Origin of the sequence: Amphritea atlantica (assembly GCF_024347255.1) — a bacterium.
In the GTDB taxonomy this organism is placed as follows: domain Bacteria; phylum Pseudomonadota; class Gammaproteobacteria; order Pseudomonadales; family Balneatricaceae; genus Amphritea; species Amphritea atlantica.
Genome location: NZ_AP025284.1, coordinates 2,685,706 through 2,712,628 on the forward strand (window position 1 = coordinate 2,685,706; position 26,923 = coordinate 2,712,628).

Sequence of the window (26,923 nt, forward strand, 5' to 3'; positions counted from 1 at the left end):
GCAAAGAAAATATATTTATAGTTATCCTTAAAGAACAGGGAGATACCGCTGACACTGTAAAAATTTCACCAAACCGGGATATATTTCTCTCGAGTTTACGCCACCATTGCCGCTATGATTGGGTAACAGTGATCACCGAAATATGGATATATGTTTTATATTATGAGCGCCACTAAACTGTCCCGGATTATCTGCAGCGCTTTTCTCTGTTCAGTCATGACCAGTGTACCCTGCCTTACCTATGCCGATTCAACTGCGCAAACAACCAGTGAACCACAACAGCTTTATCTGCAGGCCCTCAAGATGCTGGAGGGAGATGACCTGGAAACGTTTTACCAGCTTAAATCCCGCTTAACCGACTACCCTCTGTACCCCTATCTGGAGCAGCAGGAGCTGATTCATAACTTCGACACTGTCGCTCAGCACCATATAAACCTCTACGCTAAACAGTACGAAGGGGTTCCCACGGTGTACCCGCTGCAGCAGAAATGGCTCAGCTATCTGGCGGAAAACAAACGCTGGAAACCCTATATCACTGCATATCAGAGCGCCGGGGTTAATAGTGAGCAGTATGAGTGCAACTATCGCTATGCGTTATTGCAAACCGGTCAGCCCCGCCTGGCCGTGAAAGAGATTGAGAGCTTATGGAATACCGGTCACTCCATCTCTAACGCATGCGACCCGGTGTTTAAACAGTGGATGACTCAGTATCACGCCCCCTCCAGCAAGCTGGCATACCAGCGGTTCTGGAAAGCGGTTGACCATGATAACTTCAGGCTGGCCCAGTATCTGACGCGGTTTATCAAACAGAAACAACAGAAACAGGCGACCGAGCGGTTCTTCGCCGTTCGCAAAACTCCCTCACTGGTACAGGATCCTGCCTATCTGCCAGGCGATAATCTCGCTAGCCAGACAACCTATCTGTATGGTATCGACCGACTATCGAGAAAAAGCCCGCAGGCTGCCACACAGGTATGGTTAAAGGTTCGCCCGAAGCTTTCCTTCAGCCCGGATGATCAGCAAACACTATCGCGCAACCTTGCACGACGCCTGACCTACCGCCCGGACAAACAAACAGACAAGCTGCTGAGTCAGCTAAACCATCCCCATGACGATGAGATTCAGGAGCGCCGCATCATGCTGGCACTGACCGATCTCAACTGGAAAAAGGTCCACCAGTTGATTAGTCAATTACCTGTCGAAAGTCAGCAGGATGAGCGCTGGGTCTATTGGAAAACGCTTTCCGCCAGTCATATTGAGGGGCTCAAACCCAGCTACTCGGATGCCTTTGTCAATCTCAGCAGAGAGCGCAGCTATTACGGTTTACTGGCGGCCCGCACCCTGCAAACCGGTTTTCGTCTCAACCCACAACAGGACCGGGTCCCTGAAACAACGGTTGCTCAACAGCAAGATCTCCCGGCGATGCAGCGTATCCACGAGCTGTATCAACTGGATGAGCGCTACCTGGCCCGCAGAGAGTGGAATCAGATGACCCGCGACTACGATGCTGATCAACTTCGTATCGCAGCCACCGTATTGCACCGCTGGGGCTGGCACAATATGGCGATCATCGGTGTCGCTCAGGCAAAATACTGGGACGACATAAGCCTGCGCTTCCCAATGCCCTACTCTGAAACCTTTTCCAGGCTGGCAGGCAAATACCGCATCGACACCAACTGGGCTCGAGCCATCGCCCGTCAGGAGAGCGCTTATCAGCCTCACGCCCGCTCCCGCGTCGGGGCCCGGGGGCTAATGCAGCTGATGCCCAAAACAGCTAAAACAACGGCGAAGCACCACAATGTTCCCTACAGCAACAGCAGCGATCTGTATCAACCAGAAACCAACATAGCGCTCGGGGTTGCCTACCTGGCCGACATGCAGGAAAAATTCGACAACAATCAGATCTATGCCACCGCAGCCTATAACGCAGGCCCTCACCGGGTGAAACGCTGGTTAAAAGAGCGGGGATCGCTGCCAGTTGATATCTGGATAGAAACCATTCCGTTTAACGAAACCCGTCGCTATGTGATGAACGTAATGGCCTATCACGCGGTATACAGGACCCTGGCAGGTCAACCCTCACATATACTGGAAGGACAAACAGCCTTCCGTGTTGCGCTGCAAAATTCAACCGGAGCGACCCAGGCGGAACAGCTCAGAGACTTTATCAGGATTAACAGTGATAACACCACAACCCGTTAACAACGGCAGTCTCAATGAATAAAGCCCACTTCTCTCTCACAGATATCGGTATTAATCTTACCGATAGCGCCTTTGATGCCGACCGTGAAACGGTGATTCAGGAGGCTGAAGCGGTTGGAGTCAAACGGATGCTGATCACCGGCACCACTGCCGCCAGTAGTGAGCAGGCGATCAGTCTTTGCCGGCAATATCCCGATCAGCTGTTTTGCACTGCCGGGGTTCACCCTCATTACAGTAAAGAGTTCACATCGACCACCCGGGAAACCCTGACAGACTTGCTCAAACAGCCGGAAGTTCGCGCGGTGGGTGAAACAGGGCTGGATTTCAACCGCAATTTCTCCCCGCCAGAACAACAGATCCGGGCCTTTGAGCAACAGCTGGAGCTGGCTGCCGAATCGGGCCTGCCACTATTTCTGCATGAACGGGATGCTCACAGCCGTCAGGTTGAGATGCTCAGGGACGCCAGAGATCAGCTCTATGGAGGTGTTGCCCACTGCTTTACCGGCAACCGCGAAGAGCTCTATCACTACCTCGACCTTGATCTCTATATCGGTATTACCGGCTGGATCTGCGATGAGCGCCGGGGAAGCGAGCTATTACGCCTGGTCAAAGAGATCCCTGCTGACCGCCTGATGCTGGAAACCGACGCCCCCTACCTGCTGCCGCGTGACCTGAAACCCCGGCCTAAAAGCCGCCGTAATCTGCCGTTATACCTGACACATATTCTCGAACAGGTCGCCCGGCAGAGAGACTGCGACCCACAACAGCTGGCGCAACAGACTGAGATCAATTGCGAGAGACTCTTCCGGTTTAATCAGACAGATACTTAAAGACGGGCGATAAAACGGCCGACGTCCTGGTGATCAAAGGGCCAGCGCAACTCTTCACCACTGACCTCATCCACCAGCACGGGAATGAGCAGCGCGTATTTTTCCAACAGCGCATCGTCATAGGCGATATCCACCTCATCCAGCTGATGCAACTGCGGATCCATAGAATGGATGAGAATGTCGGCGGCTTCATCGCACAGATGACACCCCACACTGCTCATAAGTAAAAACTGTCGCATTAAGTCTCTCTATCCTCTTCGATTCTGCTTTTTGGTACCGGACACTTTGGTTGTACTGCTCACCGGGTTGATTATATCGTAATTGAAGGATCTTTTACGGAGATCTCTCCCCTAGCCAGCCACAACCGGATACCGTCGGCCATATCGATACAGATTAAAGAAAACTGCAACATTCCGGTGATATATTTTCGGCGGCATAGCACAAAGAACCCAATCAATCTGACTAAAGTAGGGCAATAGAAGCTTGCTGCGCCGCATCAAGTTGTCTATGCTCAGGGTCTCTGTTTGAAAAATAGCCGGAGCAATCTAGTCAAGTGCATAACCTGCCGGCCCGTCAGACAGTTATACAATTTTAGCCCGTTACCAACTCGCGATAGCCCACCATAGAAGTTGGCACCGCATACTCAAGGCAGGCTCCAGAAAGAAGGCAGTTTTATGGAAAATAACAGCAACATCCTCTCCAACCCGCAAGAGTTTATCAACTATCTTAATCAGGAAAGCAAAAAAGTTCTGGAGATCTATTCTCAGGGGAAAAGCGAAGATATGTTTAAGCAGTTTACGCAGTCCTGGACCGAACTGGCAGCCCGCTCTTTCGAAGACCCTTCAGTATGGGTTCGGGCGATTACAGACTATCAGCAAGCACAGATCAACCTGTGGCAGAATATCCTGACCGGAAAGTCGGTGGAGAAGCCCGTTGCTGAGCCACAGAAAGGCGATCGCCGTTTCGCCGCTGAAGAGTGGAGCCAAAACCCGGTTTTCTCTTACATAAAGCAATCCTATCTGCTGACATCAAACCTGCTCAATGATATGGCGGCCAACGCTAAACTAAGCGATAGCGAGCAGAAAAAGCTTGAGTTCTATACTCAGCAATATACCGATGCCATGTCACCGACCAACTTTGCACTGACCAACCCTGAAGTGCTGCAACAGGCATTGGAAACCAAAGGACAAAGCTTAATTGATGGCCTGCAAAATCTGCTGGGCGATGTGGAAAAAGGTCGTATTACCATGACCGATGAAGCCGCATTCACTCTGGGTGAGAACATTGCTACATCAGAGGGTGCCGTTGTTTTTGAAAACGAAATGCTGCAGCTGATTCAATATAAGCCTTCTACTGAACAGGTATATAGCCGCCCGACGTTGATCGTCCCACCCTGCATCAACAAGTTTTACATACTGGATCTGCAGGAGCATAACTCCTACGTTAAATACTGCGTCGATCAGGGCATGACAGTTTTCCTTATCTCCTGGGTCAACCCAACAGTGGAACAGCGTGGTATCTCCTGGGATGATTATGTTGAAAATGGCACCCTGAAAGCGGTTGAGGCGGTCAAGAAGATCACTGAGCAGGATAAAATCAACTGCGTGTCATGGTGTATCGGCGGCACTATTCTGGCCTCCACGCTGGCCGTCATGGCCAAGCGCAAAGATGAATCCATAGCTTCAGCCACATTCCTGACCACCCTGACCGACTTTACCGATCCGGGTGATCTGAGTGTCTTCATCGATGAACAGCAGGTTAAGCAGCTGACTCAGAAAGTCGATGATGAAGGTCTGCTCAACGGCCGCAACCTGGCAACCGCATTCAACATGCTGCGTTCTAACGATCTGGTATGGTCCTATGTTGTTAACAACTATCTCAAAGGCCAGAACCCGGCTCCATTCGATATCCTTTACTGGAACTCAGACTCGACCAACCTGCCAGCTAAGATGTACAACTTCTATATCAACGAGATGTATATCAACAACAAACTGGCTCAACCGGGTGGTCTGACGATTTGTGGCGAATCCATTGACCTGCGCGATATCAAGATTCCGGTTTACTTCCTTTCCACTATTGAGGATCACATCGCCCCCTGGAAAGGTACCTTCAAAGGTACCGAGATGATGCAGGGTAAGATTGAGTTTGTACTGGGCGCCAGCGGACACGTAGCAGGGGTTATTAACCCGGCTTCCAAGAACCGCCGTAACTACTGGACCGGCGGCGAGCTGGGTCAGGGCCCTGATCACTGGCTGGAAACCGCTGAACGTCAGGAGGGCAGCTGGTGGCCAAACTGGGCCAAGTGGCTTAAACCCAAGGCGGGCAAGAAGGTTGATGCGCCGAAAGATTACGGTAACGCAGAGTTTAAAGCGATTGAAGCGGCTCCCGGCCGTTATGTTGCCAGTCGCGTTGACTAATCAGCGAAACCACCGATAATAAACCGGGGCCTGCGCCCCGGTTTTTTTATTCCTGCTTCTCAGACCTGCGACTGACACCCTTTGAAACCACTTGCCACACTCTCTTTACAGGAAAGCCGTCAGATTCTCGCCCTGGCTGTTCCTATCCTGATTGCTGAACTGTCACAAGCCGCCATGGGATTTATTGATACCCTGATGGCGGCCCGCTATGGCGCAGAAGATCTGGCTGCCGTCGCTCTGGGTTCCGGCATCTGGCTGCCTGTGCTTATCTCGCTGGGCGGTCTGCTGATGGCGATCACCCCCATGGTTGCCAACCATGCGGGCAGTGATCAGTTGCGCAGAACCCGGCTGATATTCCATCAGGGGGTGCTGATTGCGCTTTTCGCCGGAGCATTCGCCTGGCTGATACTCCGCAACATGGAGGTGGTTCTCGATCTGATGCAGGTAACCGGTAGCCTGAAAATAAAAACCCTGGGTTATCTGGATGCCCTTTCCTGGGGAATACCGGGGATGATGCTCTATCAGGGGGCTCGCAGCTACTCAGAGGGGCTGGGTAAAACCCAGCCACTGATGAAGATCGCTCTGTTCGCCCTGCTGTGCAACATTCCACTCAACTACCTGCTGATCTACGGCAAACTGGGTTTTCCCGAGCTGGGGGGTGTTGGCTGCGGCTGGGCAACCACCATAGTAATGTGGATTATGGCACTCTCAAGCGGCTGTTACCTTCGCTACTCCCGCCATTTTCGCTCTCTCTATCTGATCACCCTGCCCCGGCCCAGAGCAAACTACCTGCTGACCATATTGCGCATCGGGATACCGATCGGATTTACACTGCTGATCGAGGTCAGCATGTTTACGGTTATCGCCCTGCTGATTGCCCGGTTGGGGGAGATTGTCATCGCCGCGCATCAGATCACCCTCAGCTTTACCGGCATGGTGTTTATGATCCCCCTCAGCATCGCCATGGCCCTGACAATCAGAATTGGACAGTTTAATGGCCGTAAAGACCCGCTTAGCGCCGCTATCACGGCCCGTAATGGCTACGCCCTGGTGTGCTGCAGCTCGGTTATCAGCTGCACACTGATCGCTCTGCTGTCGATGCAGATAGCAGCTATGTACAGCGACAATAGCGATATCATCCAGCTGGCCAGCAGCCTGCTGCTGATCGCCGCAATTTTTCAGATACCGGATGCGATTCAGGTGGCCAGCGCAGGCATCTTAAGAGGTCACAAAGATACCGCCGTGCCACTGATGATCGTATTTACCGCTTACTGGCTGATTGGTCTGCCTTTGGGATACCTTCTGGGACTTACTGATCTTATCGTTCCGGCAACCGGAGCCCGGGGTTTCTGGCTGGGTATGATCGCTGGACTGTCTGTTGGCGCTATACTGTTACTATTGCGCTATCAGACCATTAAACCAAGATGCAAACGTCCCACAGGTTCCTGATAATCCTGATCGCCACGGTCCTGCTCCAGGGCTGTGATCAGCGCCCCGTCGAAACAATGCTGGAGCGCTACAGCGACCGGGTGGCCAACAGCCTGGACAGTGACACCAGGCTTGACCTGGATATTCAGCTGCCACTGCCTGCCTACCCTCGCCGCCGAGAACGGATACGGCCGGTAACAGACCTGCGCCAGGGGCTGATTGAAGTGCTCAACCTGCGCCACTGCCAGCTCCTCAACCTGATCGCTGAGCGCAACAGCTCTCTGGGAAAAGTGATGCCCCCCTCCCGGCAGCTGGTCTATGAGGTACGCCTGCTCTCCGGTCTGGGAAGTTGCCGACAAACTTTGCAGCGGTCTCAGACAGCAGATCCACAACTGATCCATCAGGTTGAAAAACTTTATCAAATAAAAAAACACGACTTCGAAGCAGCGCTCTGGAACGGCATTTTTACCAGCGAAGCGATGGAACGAAACTTTTCCCGCTCTGAACCAGCCCTGCCCCTGAACGATGACGACGGTTTCAGTCAGAGCCGCCAGGCATTACTCATACTGAATCAGGTTGCTACCCTGAACAGCACAATCGATGCAGCGCAGACAGAATGGACTGAACCGGATTACCTTGATCAGCTTGAACCTCACTACCAGGCCCTCTCTACTCTGCGTTTCGGCAGCCGCTGGTTGCGATCGGTCTATCTGATCACCCACACCCTCGAACACACCGCTGGCGTGATAGAAGCCAGACTCAGAAGAAGGCCCCTCTGCTTTAACAAAAACGCGACTCCGAAAGCATTAATCGTGAAAAACGTTTTCAGCAAATACTATGCTGGCGAGCTACAACCCTACATGTCCAGAATTGATCGCGAAGGCAGGGAGTGGCTGCAGCTGAACCGCCGCCTGCTGAGTAATTTCAACCATATCCCCCCCGCGATGCAACGCTATCAGAGTCAGGTTATCGATGCGGATGCCCCTCTGTGGCAGAACTATATAGCGGCGAGAGATCGCCATACTAAGGCCTGGCAACAGCTACTCAGCCAGTGCAATCTGATGCCGGGTAGTTAATCGCCTGACAAACACCATTTTGAGTAAATAATACAGGTGTTGTGATCTTCCCTGTGAAACAATAAAGTTACTCTTTATTTTTTAAGCGGTTAACCGTGTCCAGAGATCTACAGTACAGACCCAGAAACAGTTCTGCAGGCCGGTTTTCCAGCCTGGGATTGCTTGCAGGCCTGATTCTGCTATCACTTACCTATACGCTCTTCGCCGCTCCTGAATTCAGCGTACTGATGTCAGACGCCCAGATCAAAAAACTGGGCCAAAAGTATGGAGAGATGGCCGAACGACGGCTACAGAGCTGGCAGAATCTGATCAAAGAGATAGCAGACCTAGATGAAGATGAAAAACTCTTCCGGGTAAACCGTTTTTTCAATCAGATGGAGTTTGTCGATGATATTATCCACTGGCACCAGAAAGATTACTGGGCCAGCCCGGTGGAGTTTCTGATAACCAACGGGGGCGATTGTGAAGACTTCTCTATCGCTAAATACTACACCCTGCGTCAGGTCGGCATCCCGATAGAAAAACTCAGCATCGCCTATGTTAAAGCACTCAGACTGAATCAGGCGCACATGGTGTTAACCTATTACGCCACACCAAAATCAACACCACTGATACTGGATAATCTGATACCCGAGATAAGACCGGCCAACCGGCGGCCCGACCTGCAACACGTATACAGTTTTAACGGTGACAACCTCTGGCTGTCAAAAAAAGGCCGGCGCAGCACACTGGTGGGTACCTCTGATCAGCTGAAACCCTGGGTACAACTACAATCACGAATGGAAAATCAGGATTACTAATCCTGATCAATGAGCAGATGAGGAATCAACAATGTCTATCGTTAATCAGTTAATGGCCGCCGTGTTAGCCGTACTGATCGGATTGGCTTCAGGCACAGTATATCTGATGTCGGATAGTTCCAAGGAGATGCTGATCCATCAGCTTGAGTCTCATGGTCAGGATACCGCCACCCACTTAGGTCTCTACCTGGCCCCCTATATGGCCGCCCATGATACCGCTGCCATCGAAACCACCGTTAATGCAATTTTCGACAGCGGTTTCTATCAGCAGATCCGGGTAGTGGATGCCGACAACCAGCCTCTTTTCGTCAAAAGCACCGATGCCCATATCAGCGATAGTGTACCCGAATGGTTTGTCCACCTGGTGGAGATAACCCCTCCTGAGATGACACGGGAGATAACCAATCAGTGGCAGAAAGCAGGCTCAATCTTTGTTCAGAGCCGCGCTGGCTATGCCTATGAGCAGCTGTGGCGCGGAACCGAGCAAACGTTTATCTGGTTCGTGGTGCTCTCTCTCTTCAGCATGGTCTTTATCAGCCTGCTGATGCGCTACATACTGAACCCACTGAAAGGGGTCGAAGAGCAGGCCCAGGCGCTGTCCCAGCAAAAATATATCGAACAGAGCCGCATTCCCGGAACCCGGGAGCTGAAGCAGGTGGTTCTGGCGATGAATATGATGGTACACCGGGTTCGCACTATGTTTGATGAACAAGCGAAAAATATTGAAGAGATACGCCGCACTGCCTATCAGGACGACCTGACAGGCCTTGCCAATCAGCGGGCGACCTTCACTCAGCTGAATGAGCGTATCGATTACCGCAGGGACTTCGGCCATGGTCACCTCATCCACCTGCAACTGGCCGATCTGCAGGAACTGAATAATCAGCTGGGGATAGAGAAAGCCAATAACTTTATCCGTGCCTGTGCCGGACAGCTGAATGAACTGGCGCGGTTAACCGAAGGCCCGGTCATCGGCCGAATCAGCATTTCAGAGCTTATCCTGCTCACAGACATGACCAATCAGGACCAGTTGGAAAGAGAGCTGAATAAACTGGCTGACAGCCTTAAAGACACCTATCAGCAGCTGAATGACAATCGTAGAGGGGACGCCCCTTTCTTTATCGGCGTTGCCGCCTATTCTGAACAGGGCAGTTCCAAAGAGCTGCTGGTTAACGCCCGACAGGCTACCGGAAAGGCCCGTCAGGACAACGCCACTATATTCTGCAGCAGCGCCACTAACACAGAGCAACAAAACAGCTGGCATCAGCATGTCAGCAGCCGGATTGTCAACGGTGATATATTTCTTCAGGCCCAGCCCGTTAAATCGATTTCTGATAGCCCGACGGTGATTCATAACGAGATTTACGCCCGGATTCTCAATCAGGAAAATCTGCCCTGCATGGCCGGTGAGTTTATCAGCGTTGTGAAACAGTTGAATCTACTCACCGCGCTGGACCGATCAGTGCTCAATGCCGCTATTGATCGCCTTGAACAGCAGCCAGAGCAGGCCCTGGGCGTCAACCTGAGCAATGAATCGGTTCGCGACACAACATTTTGTGACTGGCTTATCAGTAATCTGAGCAGGTTGCCCAGACCAGAACAGCTGTGTATCGAAATCAACGAGACATCAGTTCTCAACAACCTGAGTCGCGTGGCGCTGTTTCGCGACCAGCTCAAGCAGGCCGGCGTGCGCTTTGGGGTGGACAATTTCGGCATCAACCCTGCGGGCTTCAGCTATCTGTATACCGTCCATCCTGACTACATTAAGATCGATGGCTCTCTGATCCGGGAGCTGGACAGCAGCGCAGAAGACCGGTTCTTTGTCAAAAGCCTGGTCACGGTCGCTCACAGTCTCGATATACAAGCCTATGCTGAACATGTTGAGCGGGACACTCAGCTAAGCGCGTTGCACCAGCTGGAAGTGGACGGCGCGCAGGGCTGGATCCACGGCAAGCCTGCCGAGCTCTGAACCCAGACTCTGACAACAGCTACAAAAAAACCGCCATAAAGGCGGTTTTTTATAACGGAATATTATTAACCACGCTTGGTCAGCAACATCTCCAGCTTATTGTTAAGGCGATCTTCCTTCTCCTTAACCTTCTGTCTGGCTTTCTCTTCCTGCTGTTTTTGCTGACGCAGCTTATTGATCTCTTTCAACTGCTGTTTAGCATGCTCAGCTTCAGACTCGCTGACCTGACCGGCGGGCTGGCCATCCAGACCGATACGGTCAGCGCCCTCTTTCAGGCTGCGAAAATAGTAGGGAGAACGAACATATGACGCCAGCGCCCGTTTAATCTTGTTTTTCGCTAACTTCTCATCAGCAATCAGATCTTCCTGAATCCCTATTTTCAATGGCCGCATATTTTCCCGATTGAAAACATCAGGATATGCATCGCATAGCAGCTGTAAAGCGGCCTGGTTAGCAGCCCGGTTTTTGGAACGGGTACGGGATTTAGATTTATCCGTTGTCTCTGTTGCTGTCACAGTAAGTTTCTCTCAACCATTTATCATTGACCCTGCGGGCCTTAATTTACATTTGCCCTGACGCCAGGTGAGCAAGTCACTCGCCTTTGCGGATCAGGTAAAAAAAACGATCATCTTCCATTTTCTGGTCCAGCAGTTCATGCCCCAGAAAGGTACAGAATTTTGGCACATCACGCTGAGTTGACGGATCCGTTGCTGTTAACTGCAACACCTCACCTATAGCCATTTCACGTACTTTATTGTGCAACAGCATTACCGGTTCCGGACAGAACAGGCCGGTTGCATCCATAACCTGATCCGCTTTAACTTCCACCATCTACTCCACCTCGACTACATCGGGAGACATATTGTCGCAAATTCAGCGGTATAGAAAAACCCATCTTTTTAACTGATAACATTTTACCTGCTTCAACAGTGCTATTATATTGAAATAAATGAAAATAATTTTCTTCAGTTAACGGAGAGCAAAGATGATTCGAGTACTGATTGAGCGCCATATTGCCGACGACCTGGCTGAACACTACGAAAAAGCCGCCCGCAATACCCTGCAGGTAGCGACGCAGGCGCATGGTTTTATCTCCGGGGAGTCATTAAAAAACAGTTTTGATCCGAATCACCGGGTTGTAATGGCGACATTTCGCACCATTCAGGACTGGCAACGCTGGTTCTCTTCTGAAGAGCGTAAGCAGATCATGGAGGCGATTATGCCGATGCTGGAAACAGAAGAGAAAATCACCATTCTGGAACACTGACAAATAAGCAGGCCTGTTACAAAACGGCCTGCTGTGGTTATCTGCGCCAGAGGCAGCGTGTTACCCTGATAACGGCTGCTGTGCGCCCCGTCCTACTGACCGTAGTGATCTGACCGTCGCACATGCACCGTTATCTCTTCACGATCATGATACAGATGCTTGGCCGCAATACGGTAGTGAATACCCGCGCTATCCATCTCCTGCTGCAGATACCCCAGACAGTGCTTCACCTCAGGGTAACGCTGCTTCATCGGTAACTTGAGATTGAAAATGGTTTCCCGGCACCAGCCTTCAACCAGCCACCGGGTCATCAGCTTTATCACCCGGGTCGGCTTATCAACGATATCGCATACCATCCAGTCACAGGGCTTGTGCGGCTGATAGGTGAAGGCATCTTCAGTCAGATGTTTAACCTGTCCGGTCTGCATAAGAGACTCCGCCATCGGGCCATTATCAATGGCGGTGACGAACATATTCTGGTTCACCAACTGCCAGGTCCAGCCGCCTGGTGCGGCACCCAGATCGACCGCCCGTTTACCACTACTGATATAGTGATGCCACTGCTGTTCAGGAATAAACCAGTGCCACGCTTCTTCCAGCTTCAGGGTCGAGCGGCTGGGAGCCTGATTGGGAAATTTCAGGCGCATAATCCCCATCGGCCAGGGGGCTGAGTTGGCAACCGGGACATAGCCGATATAGAAACTACTGCCGGACAGGGCAAAAATATGCATCCGGTTAGCCGCCTTGCGCTGCAGAACTCCCTGTTTGCGCAAAACCTGACTGAATGCCGAACCAAAGCTATTGCAGAACCGCTGCATCTCACGACCATCAGTAGTATCAGCAGGTTCTACCCATAACTCGTTGCATTGCGGCAAACCACTCACATGCGGCATCAGCGAACCGATGCGGTCTTCCGTATTAATACTCTCAAGTAGTGGCAGACAAGCTATCCACTGACGCACAAAGATCAGATCATGAAACTGTAGCGTCTCAACCGCCAGTGAAGCGCCATCGGGCTGATGGCTGACAAACAGGGCGTAACCGCTGTTCTCTTCAAGCTTACAATAACCGTAGATACCCTGTTGCTCACACAACTCCCGCACCTCGGCCGCGCACTCTTTTTCGAAGCCCGGACGGCAATAGAGTAAAAGGTGATTCACAACGGTGTACCTCAATGATGGCGGTTGATAATTTTCAGGGTGGATTCTACTGCATCAGCGATATGTTCGTCCTGAGTAATTCCGGTTATTTTTCTCGGTTTTAAATCGTGGTCTCCATCTACAAGCCAGTGCAAAGCCACTGAGCCTGAAAGCCGATACTCATCTACCACCTCTTTTCGCCCCAGATTATCCCGGCACCCCTGAAATATATGTATCGGCTTAGAGACAGAGAAAAGGTGCTCAATTCTGGGACGATCCTGTTTTCCGGGTGGATAAAACGGATAGCCATAGACAAAACACCCCGTGACAGCGGGATGATCCGCCAGCATGGTAGCCATCCGCCCGCCCATAGATTTCCCTGCCAGCCAGAGCGGCAGACCATCATGACTAAACTGCTCTATCAGTCGGGTGAAATATTCCAGCAATACTCCCTGCCGGTCCGGAGGACGCTTCTTGCCATCAATACGGCGCTTCTGCATATAGGGGAATTCAAACCGGATAACCTCAACACCATCTGTCGCAAGCGCTGCTGCCAACTGAGTCATAAACAGGCTGTCCATTGGCGCACCGGCACCATGGGCCAGCAATATCCGGGCTTTCTCAGCCCTGCCCTCAATAATCATTCGTCGCCCTCAGATCAGAAATACCGTTAATTATGCGACAAATCCGGCTTGATCCATATCAAGAAAAGCCAAATTAGTAACTTTTGATACTGGCTTGATCTATATCAACCTTTGACAAAAACAGTACTAAACGATGATCTCCTCATACACCCAAACGTACAACAAAAACCAATATATTCTTTATATTCAATAACTTAAAAATAACATCAAAACAAATAAATATTTTAATATGATGAGATTTACACGTTTTGCACTGCGGCACTATGTCGCAACTAATACCGTTGACGCATTGAAATGTGACCGTTGTTTCCACATAATAGCCAGCGGAAATTTACTTTCTAAACCTTTCTAATAGCTTGTTGATGAGAGCCTGATATGAGCACAGCAGCTGAACACCCAACCTACAATTACAAGGTGGTGCGTCAATTCGCCATCATGACAGTGGTATGGGGCATCGTCGGAATGGCCGTGGGCGTGTTAATCGCATCCCAGTTAGTATGGCCTGCACTAAACTTTGATACTGCCTGGCTGACATACGGTCGCTTGCGTCCGTTGCATACCAACGCAGTTATCTTTGCATTCGGAGGCTGCGCACTGTTCGCAACCTCTTACTACGTCGTACAGCGTACGAGCCAAACCCGTCTGATCTCTGACAAACTGGCGGCCTTTACTTTCTGGGGCTGGCAGCTGGTTATTCTGAGTGCAGCGATCACCCTGCCACTGGGCTTTACTCAATCTAAAGAGTATGCCGAGCTGGAATGGCCAATTGATCTGCTGATCACTGTCGTCTGGGTGGCCTACGCTATCGTGTTCCTGGGTACAGTGAAGATGCGTAAGACATCTCACATCTACGTGGGTAACTGGTTTTACATGGCATTTATCCTGACAGTGGCAGTACTGCACATTGTTAACAGCGCAGCGATGCCTGTTTCTCTGTTCAAGTCCTACTCTGTATATCCAGGTGCTGTTGATGCGATGGTTCAGTGGTGGTATGGCCACAACGCGGTAGGTTTCTTCCTGACTGCGGGCTTCCTGGGCATGATGTACTACTTCGTACCGAAGCAGGCTGAGCGTCCAATCTACTCTTACCGTCTGTCTGTCGTTCACTTCTGGGCTCTGATCGCAACCTACATGTGGGCTGGTGGTCACCACCTGCACTATACCTCCCTGCCTGACTTCGCTCAGACTCTGGGTATGGTGATGTCCCTGATCCTGCTGGCGCCTTCCTGGGGTGGTATGATCAACGGTATGATGACCCTGTCTGGTGCATGGCATAAGCTGCGTACCGATCCGGTACTGCGCTTCCTGGTTGTATCTCTGTCTTTCTACGGTATGTCTACCTTCGAAGGTCCGATGATGTCTATCAAGACCGTAAACGCTCTGTCCCACTACACTGACTGGACTATCGGTCACGTACATGCGGGTGCTCTGGGCTGGGTTGCGATGATCTCTATCGGTGCGGTTTACCACATGATTCCTAAACTCTGGGGTAAAGCTCAGATGGCAAGTATCGCTCTGGTAAACACCCACTTCTGGCTGGCTACTATCGGTACTGTTCTGTATATCTGCTCTATGTGGGTAAACGGTATCCTGCAAGGTCTGATGTGGCGCGCAGTTAACGAAGACGGCACCCTGACTTACAGCTTCGTAGAAGCACTCGAGGCGAGCCATCCTGGTTTCTTCGTCCGTGCGCTGGGTGGTGCATTCTTCCTGACCGGCATGCTGCTGATGGCATTCAACGTCTGGCAGACTGTTCGTAAAGGCAGCACAGCTCCTGCAGCTGACGCATCTGCGCAGACAGCTTAAGGATCAGAGGAGCACATAAAATGATCAAGCATGAAACGATTGAAAAGAACATTGGCCTGATGATCCTGCTGATTATCCTGGTAATCAGTGGTGGTGGTCTTGCTGAAATCGTACCTCTGTTCTTTGCGAATGCGACTACCAAGCCGATTGAAGGCCTGCGTACGTATACTCCTCTTGAACTTGAAGGCCGTGATATCTTTATCCGTGAAGGCTGCTATGTATGTCACTCACAGCAGATCCGTCCTTTCCGGGCAGAGACTGAGCGTTACGGTCACTACTCAACGGCTAATGAATTCGTATGGGAGCATCCGTTCCTGTGGGGTTCTAAGCGTACCGGTCCGGACCTGGCCCGTGTAGGTGGTCGTTACAGTAATGACTGGCACCGTGCACACCTGTTCAACCCACGGGATGTGGTACCTGAGTCCAAGATGCCCGCTTATCCATGGCTGTTTGAAAACAAACTGTCTGGTGAAGATACGGCTGCCAAGATGCGAGTTCTCGCTAAACTGGGTGTTCCATACACCGAGGAAGATGCTAGCAAAGCACGGGAACAGGTTGAAGGCAAGGCAGAGATCGACGCCCTGGTTTCATACCTACAGGCACTTGGTAAAACCCACTCTCAATATACCAATAAGCGGTAATTCGAGTGAGCTACGAAGTTTATGGTCCATATCTGCCCGCAGTGATGATTATCACCTTTATCGCGCTGTTTATCTGGGTGCTTTTACCGGGTAACCGCAAGCGATTTGATGAGGCATCACAACTGCCCTTTGCCGATGAGGATGAGGGGCCTGCAAATGCAGATGAGACCAATGACGGGAGAAATGAAAAATGAGTGCTTTTTGGAACGCATGGGTATGGGCAATTACCCTGGCAGTGATTCTGGGTTGTTCCTGGTTGCTGCTTGCCACGCGTAAGAGCGAACCACACAAGGAAGCTACAGAGGAAACTCTGGGGCATTCTTTCGACGGTATCGAAGAGTATGACAACCCACTTCCGGGCTGGTGGTTTCAGATGTTTGTGGCCACTGTTATCTTCGGTATTGCCTATCTGGGTCTTTACGGCCTGGCTAACGTAAAAGGTTTTTACGGCTGGACTTCTATAGGTCAATATGAAGAAGAGATGGCGCACGCTGAAGAGGTTTACAAGCCTGTTTTTGCTAAATACGCTGCCATGTCTGTTGAAGACCTGCAGAACCAGCCTGACGGCCTGAAAATTGGTCAGCGGATGTTTGCTAACAACTGCTCTCTGTGTCACGGCGCTACCGGTGCCGGTGCTCACGGCTTCCCTAACCTGACCGACAGTGACTGGCTGTACGGTGGCGCTCCTGCCACTATCAAGCAGACTATCACCAACGGTCGCCAGGGGGCTATGCCAGCCTGGGGTCCGGTACTGGGTGAAGAGGGTGTACGTGATGTGACAAGCTACGTATTGTCACTGAGCGGTGCAGAGCACGATGCTGATATGGCTGCGCGCGGTAAGCAACAGTTCCAGGCTCTGTGTACTGCATGTCACGGCGCTGATGGTAAGGGAACCCAGGCTCTGGGCGCACCAAACCTGACCGACAACACCTGGTTGTATGGCGGCTCTTTCGAGCAGATCAGCCACACAATCCGTACCGGTCGTAACGGTGTTATGCCAGCACACAAAGATCTGCTAAGCGATGACAAGATCACTCTGATCGCCGCTTACGTATACAGCCTCTCTAACAAGTAAGGTTCAGATCAATAAAAAAGGCGATATGATGCAAATCATATCGCCTTTTTTTGTACTACCGCTTAAATACTGCATTAAACCGGGTATAATATTCAAATTCACTAATAAACCATAGTTCAGACGGTTTTGGTGTTGGTATTTCGACTACTTGATGGTGAGGAATGGTATGAATCAAATACCAGTTAAGGATGTGACTCCAAAAGGCAATAAAGGCGATGAAAATTACGACCTGTATGCTAAACGTGAGCATATCTATGTAAAGTACTACAAAGGGTTCTTTAAGAACTTTCGAACTATCTCCGGCTTTATGATGCTGGTAATGTTTTACGGTTTCTCCTGGATTCAATGGGATGGCCATCAGGCTGTTCTATTTGATCTGCCAAGCCGTCAATTCCATGTATTTGGTTTCACCTTCTGGCCCCAGGATTTCATGCTTCTCTCCTGGCTGCTGATAATTCTTGCCTTCACTCTGTTCTTTGTCACCGTGTTTGCCGGCCGGCTCTGGTGCGGCTATGCCTGCCCCCAATTTGTCTGGACCTGGTTTTTTATCTGGGCTGAGCGGGTCACAGAGGGTGATCGCAACCAGAGAATGCGTATGGATAAAGCTGGCTGGAGCGGAGAAAAGATCGCCCGCAAAGCAGCTAAGCATGCGATATGGCTGATCATCGCTGCCGCGTCTGCTATCGCGTTTGTCGGCTATTTCACTCCGATTCGCGAACTGGTTCCCTCCGTTATCTCCTGGCACCTTGGCCCCTGGGAAACCTGGTGGATCGGCTTCCTGACTGTCGCCACTTACGCCAATGCGGGCTGGATGCGTGAGCAGGTGTGTATCTACATGTGCCCTTACGCCCGCTTCCAGAGCGTTATGTTTGATCAGGACACTCTGATCATATCCTATGATGACATCCGCGGTGAAAATCGCGGCAAACGGAAAAAAGGCGTTGACTACAAATCTCAGGGACTGGGTGACTGTATCGATTGTGATAACTGTGTTCATGTCTGCCCGGTGGGGATCGATATCCGTGATGGACTGCAATATGAGTGTGTTGCCTGTGGCGCCTGTGTTGATGTCTGCGACGATATCATGGACCGTATGGGATATGAGCGGGGCCTGATTCGTTATACGACAGAACATGCGCTCAAGGGAGGCAAAACGCATATTCTCCGGCCACGCCTGATCGGTTATTTTATCGCCATCTGCGCTATGTTTATTGCTTTCAGCTACACCCTGTACAGCAGGGTACCGCTTGAAGTTGATATAATTCGTGACCGGGGTCAACTCTACGTCGAAGCGTCAAACGGCATGATTGAAAACGTTTATACTCTCAAACTCGCCAATAAATCGCAGATCGACCATCGCTTCAGTATCGAAGTGACAGGTGTAGAGGGGATCAAAATGGCGGGTGACAGCGAAGTGCTGATCCGTTCAGGCGAACTGCTGGACCATCCAATCAGTCTGCAGGCAGACCCTCGCTTCCTTGAACGTCCGAACTACGATATTACCTTCAAAGTTCAGGCGCTGGATGATAAGAGCATTTTGGTGGAAGAGGATAATCGCTTTATTGGCCCAGTGAAACGCTAAGCTAAGCCTACCCTCCCCCATTTGACTGAGTTAGAATAGCTGCCGGATTCACTTCCGAGCAGCTATTTCTTTTTTAAGGAAACATATGACTGATCAACAAATCGGACCCTGGTTTAAGCAACCCTGGCTGTGGTTTATTCTGGCCCCGCTGATTGCTACTGTGCTCTACTCCGCCATCTACATCACCGCATCGATCGTCACTAATGATGGTGTTGTGCTTGAGGAATATACCAAAAAGGCCAAATCGTTCCATGAGGATAACCGTCTTAAAGAAGCTGCGCGCCTGTTGGGTCTGAGTGGCAAGCTTAAATTCGACACACTGACCAACGACATCAATCTGGAGCTGATCAGCGCACAAAATAAGCCCCTGCCTGAGCAGTTGCTGCTGACCATTGGTCACCCAACCAAGGCCAGCCTGGATATTATTATCCCCCTGCATCAACTTAAACCGGGCCATTATGCCGGTGAGCTGAACAACACTCTCAAAGGCAACAGAAAGCTGATCATCAGTCCTGAGAGCAAAGACTGGCAACTGATCAATGAGGCTGAACCCCCGTACGATCAACAAATTTTCATATTGGGTACTCAGTAACCTGTGATGAATGCCTCTGAAGGTAGTCTGCACCAGGAAAGTGGCTGTTTTCACTGCGGCCTGGATATTCCGGCGGGCAGCGAGTTTTATACGGTTATCGGTGGCCAGCCGCGGCAGATGTGTTGTCCGGGCTGTCAGGCGGTCGCGCAGGTGATAGCGGACGGAGGTCTGGAAAACTACTATAAGCACCGCACCTCTGAAGCAGCATCCCCAGAATCCATCAGCGCCAGTGAACAGTTACGGGCCGAGTTCGAGCTGTATGACCACCACAGTGTGCAGAGCCACTTTGTTGCCGAGCTGGCCGACGGCAGCCGGCAGGCAACACTGGTAATCGAAGGGATAACCTGCGCTGCCTGTGTCTGGCTGCTTGAGCACCATATCAGTTCACTCGAGGGCGTTATAGCGGCCAGCGTCAACCTGACAAACCACCGCGCCCGGGTGCAGTGGGATGAACAGAAGATCCATCTCAGTGACATCTTTATCGCGATGCACAGTATCGGCTATCAGGGACACCCCTATCACCCGGACAAAGAGGAGCAACTGCTGGAGCAGGAGACCAAGCGAGCCATGCGCAGGCTGGGCATTGCCGGTGTCTTCACTATGCAGATAATGATGCTCGCCGTTGCACTCTACACTGGTGCCGGTGCCAGCCTGGAAACCGATTATGAAAACTTCATCCGCTGGGCCAGCCTGGTATTAGCCACCCCGGTGGTTTTTTATGCCTCAAGACCATTCTTTCAGGCGGCTCTGCGAGACCTCCGCACCCGCCACCTGACAATGGATCTGCCGGTTTCTATCGCCATCGGCGGTGCCTACATTGCCAGCATCTGGGCAACCGTCACCGCCAGCGGCGAGGTCTACTATGACTCTGTCAGTATGTTCACCTTTTTTCTGCTGATCGGCCGTTTTCTCGAGATGAAAGCACGCCACCGAACCGGAAAAGCAGGCAACGCACTGCTCAACCTGCTGCCCGCCAGTGCCATTCTCTATACCGACGACGGTGGCGAGAAAATTGTTGCCGCCAATGAACTGCAACAGGGCAACCGTATTCTGGTCAAGCCGGGACATACCATCCCCGCCGATGGCGTAATTGTTAAGGGCAGTAGCAGTATCGATGAATCAGCCCTGACCGGGGAGTATCTCCCCCTGACCAAGCGCGAGGGTGATAAAGTGGTGGGCGGCACTATCAATGTCGAAAACCCGATCGATCTGGAGGTGACTCAGGTCGGAGCCAGTTCTCAGCTCTCCTCCATTGTTCGACTACTGGAACGGGCCCATGAAGAGAAACCCAGGGTTGCCCGACTGGCAGATACCGTATCGGGATATTTTGTCACCGCTGTACTGATCGTTGCTGCCACCGTCGGACTGGTCTGGTGGCAGATAAACCCAGACCATGCTTTTTGGGTCACGCTCTCAGTGCTGGTTATTACCTGTCCATGCGCACTGTCACTGGCAACACCGACAGCCTTAACGGCAGCCACCGGCACACTGCGACAGCACGGCTTACTCATCACCCGGGGCCATGTGCTCGAAAGTCTTGCCAGGGCAACCCATATTGTGTTCGATAAAACCGGCACCCTGACCGAGGGCAATCTGTCGCTGCATAACACCACCCCCCTTGCAAAAATGACTGCACAGGAGTGCCTGGATATTGCCGCCGCCCTGGAGGTTCACTCTGAGCACCCGATCGCCAAAGCGTTCCACCGTCTCAGCCAGAAACACCAGGTGATTGCCGCCGATCAACTCAAAAATCATGTGGGCCAGGGGCTGGAAGGCAGTATTGCCGGAAAACGCTATTTTATCGGGAAACCCGCTTTCGCTACGCAGCTATGCAGCCAGCAGCTGGATTTCACCGATGCACCGGACACCGAGGGACAGTGGCTTCTGCTCGCCAGTGAAACCGAACCGCTAGCCTGGTTTGGCCTCAATGACCCAGCCCGCAAACAAGCGGCTAACATGGTGCAACAGTTACAAAGCATGGGCCTTGAGGTGCAGATGCTGACAGGCGACAGCTCCGCTGCCGTTAAGCATATCGCCCGACAACTTAAAATCGATGCCGTGATCTCCGGAGTCAGCCCGGAACAGAAACTACAGCATATTCAGCAGCTGCAGGATAATGGTGCTCAACTGATCATGGTGGGTGACGGAATCAACGATATCCCGGTGCTGGCCGGAGCCCAGACGTCGATCGCCATGGGCTCAGCCACCGACCTGGCTAAAACCAATGCCGATGCGGTGCTGATCTCCAGTGAACTGGTGCGCCTGCCACAGGCGCTACGGCTGGCCAGGCGCACCCGCGCGAATATCCGCCAGAACCTTGGCTGGGCGATTCTCTATAATCTGATCGCCCTGCCGCTGGCTGCCGCCGGGATGATCGCCCCATGGATGGCGGCAATCGGAATGTCCGTCAGTTCACTCGTAGTGGTAGGTAATGCCCTGCGCCTGACTAAACTTGACCGGGCTGATCGGTTAGAATAGTCATATTAAACCTGAATGAAGTATTGCTATGTCAATTATCTACCTGCTTATCCCTATCGCTATCATCCTTGCGGGAATTGCGATCTGGGGCTTTTTCTGGTCGGTCAACAATGGTCAGTTAGATGATCTTGAATCACCCGCCCACAGCATTCTGTATGACGACGATGAGCATCTGATTCCCGACGACGCCAAGCCGCCTAAACCGGCAGAAAAACCTGAATGACCGAGTCGCTCTCTGCTTTCACGGCACTTCTTCTGGGGCTGCTGGGCAGTGCCCACTGTCTGGGTATGTGTGGCGGCATATCCAGCGCGGTCGCAATGGGTATCGACCGGAAAAACCAACAGCCACTGCTGTTACTGCTTGGTTTCAACGCTGGTCGTATCGCCAGCTACTCGCTGGCTGGCGCTCTGCTTGGCAGCATTGGCTGGTTAATCCGCTCGCCCGAGGTATCACTTATTTTGCGCACTCTGGCGGGAAGCATCCTGATATTTATGGGACTCTACGTCGCGCAGATCTGGAAGGCTCTGGCCTATTTAGAAAAACAGGGAAACCTGCTGTGGCGGCATATCCAGCCCCTGAGCCGCAAGTTATTACCGGTCAGCAATCCATTGCAGTCTCTGGCACTGGGAGCCCTCTGGGGCTGGCTACCCTGCGGCCTGGTTTACAGCACACTGATCTGGAGTGCCACCGCCAGCGACTGGAAAACCTCAGCCCTGTTGATGGCATGTTTTGGTCTGGGCACGGTTCCGGCGATGCTGGCCACCGGGCTGCTGGCAAATCAGGTTCAGACGTTATTGAGGAACCGTAAAGCTCAGACAATCGCCGGGCTACTGATTATAGCCTTCGGCCTGTACACTATCCCCTGGCGGGGACTGGTATCAGGTCTGGCTTGATAAACATCAATACCGGTTCGGTTAAAATCACTATAATCGGACCTTTGCAGTTAAAGTGAGAAAAGTTGTGACGCAGAATAATCTGATTAAATGGGATCTCGATCTGATCCGCCGCTATGATCTGTCCGGCCCCCGATATACCTCTTACCCGACTGCAATCCAGTTTGATCCAGAGCTTTCAGCGACCGATCTGGTACACACAGGCCAGCAGACTGCGGATAACAGTGCACCGCTATCGCTGTATGTCCATATCCCCTTCTGCGCCCATGTCTGCTATTACTGCGCCTGTAACAAGGTAATCACCCGCAACCGCAAAAAGGCTCAGCCCTACCTCGACACCCTGTATAAAGAGATGGCGCAACTGTCCGGGTGGTATGCCAACGACCGTACCGTTGAACAGCTTCACTTCGGGGGTGGCACGCCGACCTTTATCAGCAACGAGCAGATGATTGAAGTGATGCAGCAACTGCGGCAGAACTTCAAATTGCTGGATGACGATTCCGGAGACTACTCTATCGAGATCGATCCCCGCGAAGTTGATCATGAAATGCTTAAAGTACTACGCGAGATCGGCTTTAACCGGGTCAGTTTCGGGGTTCAGGATATCGAGCTGAAGGTTCAGCAGGCAGTTAACCGGGTCCAGCCCGTTGAAGAGATCGCCGATGTGCTGCATGAAGCCCGTCGGCTGGGGTTCCGTTCGATCAATATTGATCTGATCTACGGCCTGCCGCACCAGACACTGGAAAGCTTTGTCAAAACGCTGGACACTATTATCGAGCTGAGCCCTGACCGGCTCTCTGTCTTCAACTATGCCCATATGCCGGATCGCTTCCGTTCCCAGAGTCATATCAAAGCTGAAGACCTGCCCAGCCCGGAAACCAAACTGGCAATCCTGGAAACCACCATCAGCAAGCTCTGTGGTGCCGGCTATGTTTATATCGGTATGGATCACTTTGCCAAACCTGACGATGAGCTGGCTCTGGCGCAACAAAACGGAAAGCTTCACCGTAATTTCCAGGGATACACAACCCACAGTGATTGCGATCTGGTGGCGATGGGTGTCTCTTCCATCAGTCAGATTGGTGATGTTTACTATCAGAATGAACATGATATGGGGGCCTACACCGCAGCCGTTGAAGATCACCACTACGCCATCAAACGCGGCGTAACCCTGACCCGCGATGATCGCATCCGCCGGGCGGTTATCACCCAGTTGATCTGTCATTTCCAGCTGCATATGGCGGATATTGAGCAACAGTTTGATATCCGTTTCTCTGAATATTTTGCCGAAGAGTTACAGGAACTGGAGCGGTTTACTGGCGACGGTCTGATTCAACTTACTGAAAACAGTATCAAAGTCACCCCTGCCGGACGTCTGCTGATCCGTCGTATCTGCATGGCATTTGACGCCTATATTCCCAAGCAGGCACCGACTAAAGGGTATTCCCGTATCATTTGATACGGGAAATACTTCACCCTGTTGACGATTTAGTAGATAATCACTGACAAGCAAAGTCAAACAACATAACGAAAACAGGACATAGTTATGGGCAACCATAAGGCATCTGAAGGGAAATTACATAGTTTGAGGCAGGTTCATTGCTCCACGTGCAGCCTGAGTTCATTATGTTTACCCGTGTCCCTGAATATGACAGAGATGGACCGGCTGGACGATATTATCGATAAGAGCAGGCCGCTGAAAAAAGGTGAGCACCTATTCCATCAGGGTGAGCCCTTCTCCTCTGTCTACGCGATTCGTGCCGGTACGATAAAAACATACACCCTCACCAATGAGGGAGAGGAGCAGATTACCGGCTTCTACTTCCCCGGTGAAATGGTGGGCATGAGTGGCTTTGATAGCGAACAGTATCCTGTTTCAGCAAAAATGCTGGAAACCACAACCGTTTGTGAAATTCCATTCGAACGACTCGATGAACTGTCCGGACAGATGCCAGAACTGCGCCGTCAGATATTGCGGACACTGAGTAAAGAGATCCGTGATGATCAGCAGATGATGCTGCTCCTGAGTAAGAAGAATGCAGAGCAGCGGGTCGCGACGTTCCTGGTCAAGCTATCCACCCGCTTTAAAGCGCGCGGTTACTCAGCCACCCATTTCCGTCTGTCGATGTCACGTAATGAGATCGGTAACTACCTTGGTCTGGCGGTTGAGACGGTCAGCCGTATCTTTACCCGTTTCCAGAAAATGGAGTTAGTACGGGTTGATGGTAAAGAGATCGAACTGAGCAATCTGGAAGAGATCTACAACCTGTCCGGCGAATCTGAGGATGCCGAATATTGCGACGACAAGTCCTGCCCGCAATCCTGATCTTATGTTTGAGTTGAAAAATACCCGCCCACTGCGCGGGTATTATTTTTATAGTCCCAGTGTTTTAAGGAACCCCTGATGAGTTTCGATGAATGTTATATCAAGTCCGTTATGCGCACCATTCCGGACTGGCCAGAACCCGGAGTAATGTTCAGAGATATCACCCCGCTGTTTAAAGACCCGAAAGCGTTACGGATGATTGCGGACTCATTCATTCAGCGCTACATCGACACCGAAGTGACGCATATCGCCAGTATTGATGCCCGCGGCTTCCTGTTCGGCTCCATTATGGCTTACCAGCTGAATATTCCGCTGGTACTGGTACGTAAGAAAGGCAAACTTCCCGGCAAGACTATTCATCGGGAATACGCCCTTGAATACGGTACTGCCGCAGTGGAGATGCAGGTTGATGCAGTCAGCAAAGGCGATAAAGTGCTGATCTTTGATGATCTGATCGCAACCGGCGGCACCATCCTTGCGGCCAGCACGATTATTAAAGAGCTTGGTGCCGAGGTCTATGAAGCTGCTGCACTGATCGATCTGCCCGACCTCAAAGGCTCAGAACTGATTCAACAAGCAGGCATCCCGGTATACACCCTGCTGGCCTACGAAGGCCTGTGATCTCCCGTCGGGGACTCTGCAAACAGGGTCCCCGGCTGACAACAGAGCTGGTCACACAACCGGTTCCCCCTGGCTGCGCTGACAACGAATAACTTCAGATCAATCCTGTTCGCACGTCGTATATCTCTTTACAATAGCCTCTCTTTTTTTATCTGTTATTAAGGGCTCATCTTATGTGGTTCAAAAATGCCATCGTTTACCGTTTCACACAGCCGTTCAGCTATACCCCCGAAGCCCTTGAAGAGAAACTCAGCGAAAAAGCCTTTACCCCCTGCGGCAGCCAGGAACTCAGCCGTTTTGGCTGGGTCAGCCCCAGTAGTGGGCTGTCCGACATGCTGGTACATGCCGGCAACGGATTTATGCTGATCGCGGCGCAGAAAGAGGACAAGATCATTCCCACCCAGGTTATCCGTCAGCAACTGGATAACCGGGTAAAACTGATCGAAGATGAACAGGCCCGGAAAGTTTATAAGAAGGAAAAGGACCAGCTTAAAGATGAGATTGTGCTGGACTTGCTACCCCGTGCGTTCAGTAAATTTCAGACAACCTGGGCGCTGATCGCACCACAGCAGAATCTGCTGATTGTGGATGCCAGCAGCCATAAACGGGCGGAAGAGCTGCTGAGCCATCTGCGCAGCCTGCTGGGCTCTCTGCCGGTTGTTCTGCCTGATGTAAACCAATCCCCCTCTGCCATCATGTCTCACTGGCTGGAGAAGCCTGAGGAGCGTTACACCGGGCTTACCCCACTGGATGAGTGTGAACTGCGGGACAGTGCAGTAGAAACCGGTATCATTCGCTGTAAAGGGCAGGATCTTGACAGCGATGAAATTCGCCATCACCTGGAGGCCGGTAAGCGGGTCGTAAAACTGGCACTGGAATGGCAGGAAAGCCTCAACTTTATACTCCAGGATGACCTGTGCATTAAACGTATTAAACTGTCCGACCAGTTGAAAGAGAAACTCGATCAGGACAGCCCTGATGAGGCGTTTGCCCAGTTTGATGCAGAGTTTGTTCAGATGTCACTGGAGCTGACCCGCCTTGTTCCGGCTCTGATAGATGCGTTTGGCGGTGAAGCTCAGCGTCCCTGAACAACCGTCTGAGAAAAACCAGCGCCACTGCCCTGAAAGCAGTGGCGT

General features: G+C 51.6%; 26 protein-coding genes. 21 read left to right on the forward strand and 5 right to left on the reverse strand.

Features of this window, described 5'->3' with window-relative positions:
• The first annotated feature begins 162 nt into the window (after positions 1-162).
• Both OCU43_RS12360 and OCU43_RS12365 read left to right on the forward strand, forming a co-directional pair.
• On the forward strand, positions 163-2,202 hold the full coding sequence (locus OCU43_RS12360) for a transglycosylase SLT domain-containing protein (protein ID WP_175483457.1): 2,040 nt from the start codon (positions 163-165) through the stop codon (positions 2,200-2,202).
• A 14-nt stretch (positions 2,203-2,216) separates the two neighbouring features.
• Positions 2,217-3,032 carry a TatD family hydrolase gene (locus tag OCU43_RS12365; RefSeq protein WP_091355579.1) on the forward strand — a complete coding sequence of 272 codons (816 nt, stop codon included), beginning with the start codon at positions 2,217-2,219 and terminating at the stop codon, positions 3,030-3,032.
• Here the strand turns inward: OCU43_RS12365 and OCU43_RS12370 are convergent.
• Entirely contained in the window at positions 3,029-3,271 is a 243-nt protein-coding gene (locus OCU43_RS12370) for a glutaredoxin family protein (protein WP_091355581.1), read from the reverse strand. The two genes, OCU43_RS12365 and OCU43_RS12370, sit on opposite strands and share 4 nt — an antisense overlap.
• Positions 3,272-3,706: 435 nt before the next feature.
• On the opposite strand from OCU43_RS12370, the gene OCU43_RS12375 reads away from it, so the two are divergent.
• The 5 genes from OCU43_RS12375 (at position 3,707) to OCU43_RS12395 (ending at position 10,722) form a co-directional block, all read left to right on the forward strand.
• Positions 3,707-5,449 (forward strand): PHA/PHB synthase family protein, encoded by a 1,743-nt coding sequence (locus OCU43_RS12375; protein ID WP_091355582.1) that lies wholly within the window; start codon positions 3,707-3,709, stop codon positions 5,447-5,449.
• Positions 5,450-5,530: 81 nt separating this feature from the next.
• Complete coding sequence (locus tag OCU43_RS12380; protein WP_245756515.1) at positions 5,531-6,898, forward strand: MATE family efflux transporter; 1,368 nt, start codon at positions 5,531-5,533, stop codon at positions 6,896-6,898.
• Entirely contained in the window at positions 6,874-7,953 is a 1,080-nt protein-coding gene (locus OCU43_RS12385) for a DUF3080 family protein (RefSeq protein WP_091355585.1), read from the forward strand. Before OCU43_RS12380 ends, OCU43_RS12385 begins: the two co-directional genes overlap by 25 nt.
• Before the next feature lie 227 nt (positions 7,954-8,180).
• On the forward strand, positions 8,181-8,753 hold the full coding sequence (locus OCU43_RS12390) for a transglutaminase-like cysteine peptidase (RefSeq protein ID WP_091356239.1): 573 nt from the start codon (positions 8,181-8,183) through the stop codon (positions 8,751-8,753).
• Positions 8,754-8,784: 31 nt separating this feature from the next.
• The gene (locus OCU43_RS12395) at positions 8,785-10,722 is read left to right on the forward strand and encodes a bifunctional diguanylate cyclase/phosphodiesterase (protein WP_091355587.1); all 1,938 of its coding nucleotides are present in this window, start codon (positions 8,785-8,787) and stop codon (positions 10,720-10,722) included.
• Between the two features lie 65 nt (positions 10,723-10,787).
• Here OCU43_RS12395 and OCU43_RS12400 read toward each other — a convergent pair whose 3' ends face one another.
• Together OCU43_RS12400 and tusA are read right to left on the reverse strand one after the other, a co-directional pair.
• Positions 10,788-11,237 carry a ProQ/FINO family protein gene (locus OCU43_RS12400; protein ID WP_091355590.1) on the reverse strand — a complete coding sequence of 150 codons (450 nt, stop codon included), beginning with the start codon at positions 11,235-11,237 and terminating at the stop codon, positions 10,788-10,790.
• A gap of 76 nt (positions 11,238-11,313) precedes the next feature.
• Complete coding sequence (tusA, locus tag OCU43_RS12405; RefSeq protein WP_091355593.1) at positions 11,314-11,553, reverse strand: sulfurtransferase TusA; 240 nt, start codon at positions 11,551-11,553, stop codon at positions 11,314-11,316.
• Between the two features lie 154 nt (positions 11,554-11,707).
• Between tusA and OCU43_RS12410 the strand changes: the two genes are divergently transcribed.
• Complete coding sequence (locus OCU43_RS12410; protein WP_091355595.1) at positions 11,708-11,989, forward strand: antibiotic biosynthesis monooxygenase family protein; 282 nt, start codon at positions 11,708-11,710, stop codon at positions 11,987-11,989.
• A 92-nt stretch (positions 11,990-12,081) separates the two neighbouring features.
• On the opposite strand, the gene rlmM is transcribed toward OCU43_RS12410, so the two are convergent.
• Both rlmM and OCU43_RS12420 read right to left on the reverse strand, forming a co-directional pair.
• On the reverse strand, positions 12,082-13,149 hold the full coding sequence (gene rlmM, locus OCU43_RS12415) for a 23S rRNA (cytidine(2498)-2'-O)-methyltransferase RlmM (protein WP_091355598.1): 1,068 nt from the start codon (positions 13,147-13,149) through the stop codon (positions 12,082-12,084).
• Positions 13,150-13,160: 11 nt separating this feature from the next.
• On the reverse strand, positions 13,161-13,772 hold the full coding sequence (locus tag OCU43_RS12420) for an alpha/beta fold hydrolase (RefSeq protein ID WP_091355601.1): 612 nt from the start codon (positions 13,770-13,772) through the stop codon (positions 13,161-13,163).
• Positions 13,773-14,147: 375 nt separating this feature from the next.
• Here OCU43_RS12420 and ccoN point away from each other — a divergent pair, with 375 nt between their 5' ends.
• From ccoN to rdgC, 13 genes are all read left to right on the forward strand, one after another.
• Positions 14,148-15,578: a cytochrome-c oxidase, cbb3-type subunit I gene (ccoN, locus tag OCU43_RS12425; RefSeq protein ID WP_091355604.1), complete on the forward strand. Its 1,431-nt coding sequence runs from the start codon at positions 14,148-14,150 to the stop codon at positions 15,576-15,578.
• A gap of 20 nt (positions 15,579-15,598) precedes the next feature.
• Entirely contained in the window at positions 15,599-16,219 is a 621-nt protein-coding gene (gene ccoO / locus OCU43_RS12430; RefSeq protein WP_091355607.1) for a cytochrome-c oxidase, cbb3-type subunit II, read from the forward strand.
• Positions 16,220-16,224: 5 nt separating this feature from the next.
• The gene (locus tag OCU43_RS12435; protein WP_091355610.1) at positions 16,225-16,413 is read left to right on the forward strand and encodes a cbb3-type cytochrome oxidase subunit 3; all 189 of its coding nucleotides are present in this window, start codon (positions 16,225-16,227) and stop codon (positions 16,411-16,413) included.
• Positions 16,410-17,294 carry a cytochrome-c oxidase, cbb3-type subunit III gene (gene ccoP / locus OCU43_RS12440; RefSeq protein WP_091355614.1) on the forward strand — a complete coding sequence of 295 codons (885 nt, stop codon included), beginning with the start codon at positions 16,410-16,412 and terminating at the stop codon, positions 17,292-17,294. The genes OCU43_RS12435 and ccoP overlap by 4 nt, the downstream gene beginning before the upstream one ends.
• A 166-nt stretch (positions 17,295-17,460) precedes the next feature.
• Positions 17,461-18,876, forward strand: a complete 1,416-nt coding sequence (gene ccoG / locus OCU43_RS12445; RefSeq protein WP_091355617.1) for a cytochrome c oxidase accessory protein CcoG — start codon at positions 17,461-17,463, stop codon at positions 18,874-18,876.
• An 85-nt stretch (positions 18,877-18,961) separates the two neighbouring features.
• On the forward strand, positions 18,962-19,468 hold the full coding sequence (locus OCU43_RS12450) for a FixH family protein (RefSeq protein WP_091355620.1): 507 nt from the start codon (positions 18,962-18,964) through the stop codon (positions 19,466-19,468).
• Between the two features lie 6 nt (positions 19,469-19,474).
• Positions 19,475-21,946: a heavy metal translocating P-type ATPase gene (locus tag OCU43_RS12455; protein ID WP_091355623.1), complete on the forward strand. Its 2,472-nt coding sequence runs from the start codon at positions 19,475-19,477 to the stop codon at positions 21,944-21,946.
• Positions 21,947-21,974: 28 nt separating this feature from the next.
• Positions 21,975-22,169 (forward strand): cbb3-type cytochrome oxidase assembly protein CcoS, encoded by a 195-nt coding sequence (ccoS, locus tag OCU43_RS12460; protein ID WP_091355625.1) that lies wholly within the window; start codon positions 21,975-21,977, stop codon positions 22,167-22,169.
• Positions 22,166-22,840 (forward strand): sulfite exporter TauE/SafE family protein, encoded by a 675-nt coding sequence (locus OCU43_RS12465; RefSeq protein WP_091355628.1) that lies wholly within the window; start codon positions 22,166-22,168, stop codon positions 22,838-22,840. Before ccoS ends, OCU43_RS12465 begins: the two co-directional genes overlap by 4 nt.
• 67 nt (positions 22,841-22,907) lie before the next feature.
• Positions 22,908-24,299 (forward strand): oxygen-independent coproporphyrinogen III oxidase, encoded by a 1,392-nt coding sequence (gene hemN / locus OCU43_RS12470; RefSeq protein WP_091355629.1) that lies wholly within the window; start codon positions 22,908-22,910, stop codon positions 24,297-24,299.
• An 87-nt stretch (positions 24,300-24,386) separates the two neighbouring features.
• On the forward strand, positions 24,387-25,166 hold the full coding sequence (fnr, locus tag OCU43_RS12475) for a fumarate/nitrate reduction transcriptional regulator Fnr (protein ID WP_091355632.1): 780 nt from the start codon (positions 24,387-24,389) through the stop codon (positions 25,164-25,166).
• 78 nt (positions 25,167-25,244) lie between these two features.
• Positions 25,245-25,787, forward strand: a complete 543-nt coding sequence (locus OCU43_RS12480) for an adenine phosphoribosyltransferase (RefSeq protein WP_091355633.1) — start codon at positions 25,245-25,247, stop codon at positions 25,785-25,787.
• A gap of 173 nt (positions 25,788-25,960) precedes the next feature.
• Entirely contained in the window at positions 25,961-26,875 is a 915-nt protein-coding gene (gene rdgC, locus OCU43_RS12485; RefSeq protein ID WP_091355636.1) for a recombination-associated protein RdgC, read from the forward strand.
• Positions 26,876-26,923 lie beyond the last annotated feature (48 nt).

Bases quoted from the DNA above. Each gene is read 5' to 3' on its own strand.
- OCU43_RS12360 (WP_175483457.1), top strand. From the start codon at position 163: ATGAGCGCCACTAAACTGTCCCGGATTATCTGCAGCGCTTTTCTCTGT.
- OCU43_RS12365 (WP_091355579.1), top strand. From the start codon at position 2,217: ATGAATAAAGCCCACTTCTCTCTCACAGATATCGGTATTAATCTTACC.
- OCU43_RS12370 (WP_091355581.1), bottom strand. From the start codon at position 3,271: ATGCGACAGTTTTTACTTATGAGCAGTGTGGGGTGTCATCTGTGCGAT.
- OCU43_RS12375 (WP_091355582.1), top strand. From the start codon at position 3,707: ATGGAAAATAACAGCAACATCCTCTCCAACCCGCAAGAGTTTATCAAC.
- OCU43_RS12385 (WP_091355585.1), top strand. From the start codon at position 6,874: ATGCAAACGTCCCACAGGTTCCTGATAATCCTGATCGCCACGGTCCTG.
- OCU43_RS12390 (WP_091356239.1), top strand. From the start codon at position 8,181: ATGTCAGACGCCCAGATCAAAAAACTGGGCCAAAAGTATGGAGAGATG.
- OCU43_RS12395 (WP_091355587.1), top strand. From the start codon at position 8,785: ATGTCTATCGTTAATCAGTTAATGGCCGCCGTGTTAGCCGTACTGATC.
- tusA (WP_091355593.1), bottom strand. From the start codon at position 11,553: ATGGTGGAAGTTAAAGCGGATCAGGTTATGGATGCAACCGGCCTGTTC.
- OCU43_RS12410 (WP_091355595.1), top strand. From the start codon at position 11,708: ATGATTCGAGTACTGATTGAGCGCCATATTGCCGACGACCTGGCTGAA.
- OCU43_RS12420 (WP_091355601.1), bottom strand. From the start codon at position 13,772: ATGATTATTGAGGGCAGGGCTGAGAAAGCCCGGATATTGCTGGCCCAT.
- ccoN (WP_091355604.1), top strand. From the start codon at position 14,148: ATGAGCACAGCAGCTGAACACCCAACCTACAATTACAAGGTGGTGCGT.
- ccoO (WP_091355607.1), top strand. From the start codon at position 15,599: ATGATCAAGCATGAAACGATTGAAAAGAACATTGGCCTGATGATCCTG.
- ccoP (WP_091355614.1), top strand. From the start codon at position 16,410: ATGAGTGCTTTTTGGAACGCATGGGTATGGGCAATTACCCTGGCAGTG.
- ccoG (WP_091355617.1), top strand. From the start codon at position 17,461: ATGAATCAAATACCAGTTAAGGATGTGACTCCAAAAGGCAATAAAGGC.
- OCU43_RS12450 (WP_091355620.1), top strand. From the start codon at position 18,962: ATGACTGATCAACAAATCGGACCCTGGTTTAAGCAACCCTGGCTGTGG.
- OCU43_RS12455 (WP_091355623.1), top strand. From the start codon at position 19,475: ATGAATGCCTCTGAAGGTAGTCTGCACCAGGAAAGTGGCTGTTTTCAC.
- ccoS (WP_091355625.1), top strand. From the start codon at position 21,975: ATGTCAATTATCTACCTGCTTATCCCTATCGCTATCATCCTTGCGGGA.
- OCU43_RS12465 (WP_091355628.1), top strand. From the start codon at position 22,166: ATGACCGAGTCGCTCTCTGCTTTCACGGCACTTCTTCTGGGGCTGCTG.
- fnr (WP_091355632.1), top strand. From the start codon at position 24,387: ATGGGCAACCATAAGGCATCTGAAGGGAAATTACATAGTTTGAGGCAG.
- OCU43_RS12480 (WP_091355633.1), top strand. From the start codon at position 25,245: ATGAGTTTCGATGAATGTTATATCAAGTCCGTTATGCGCACCATTCCG.
- rdgC (WP_091355636.1), top strand. From the start codon at position 25,961: ATGTGGTTCAAAAATGCCATCGTTTACCGTTTCACACAGCCGTTCAGC.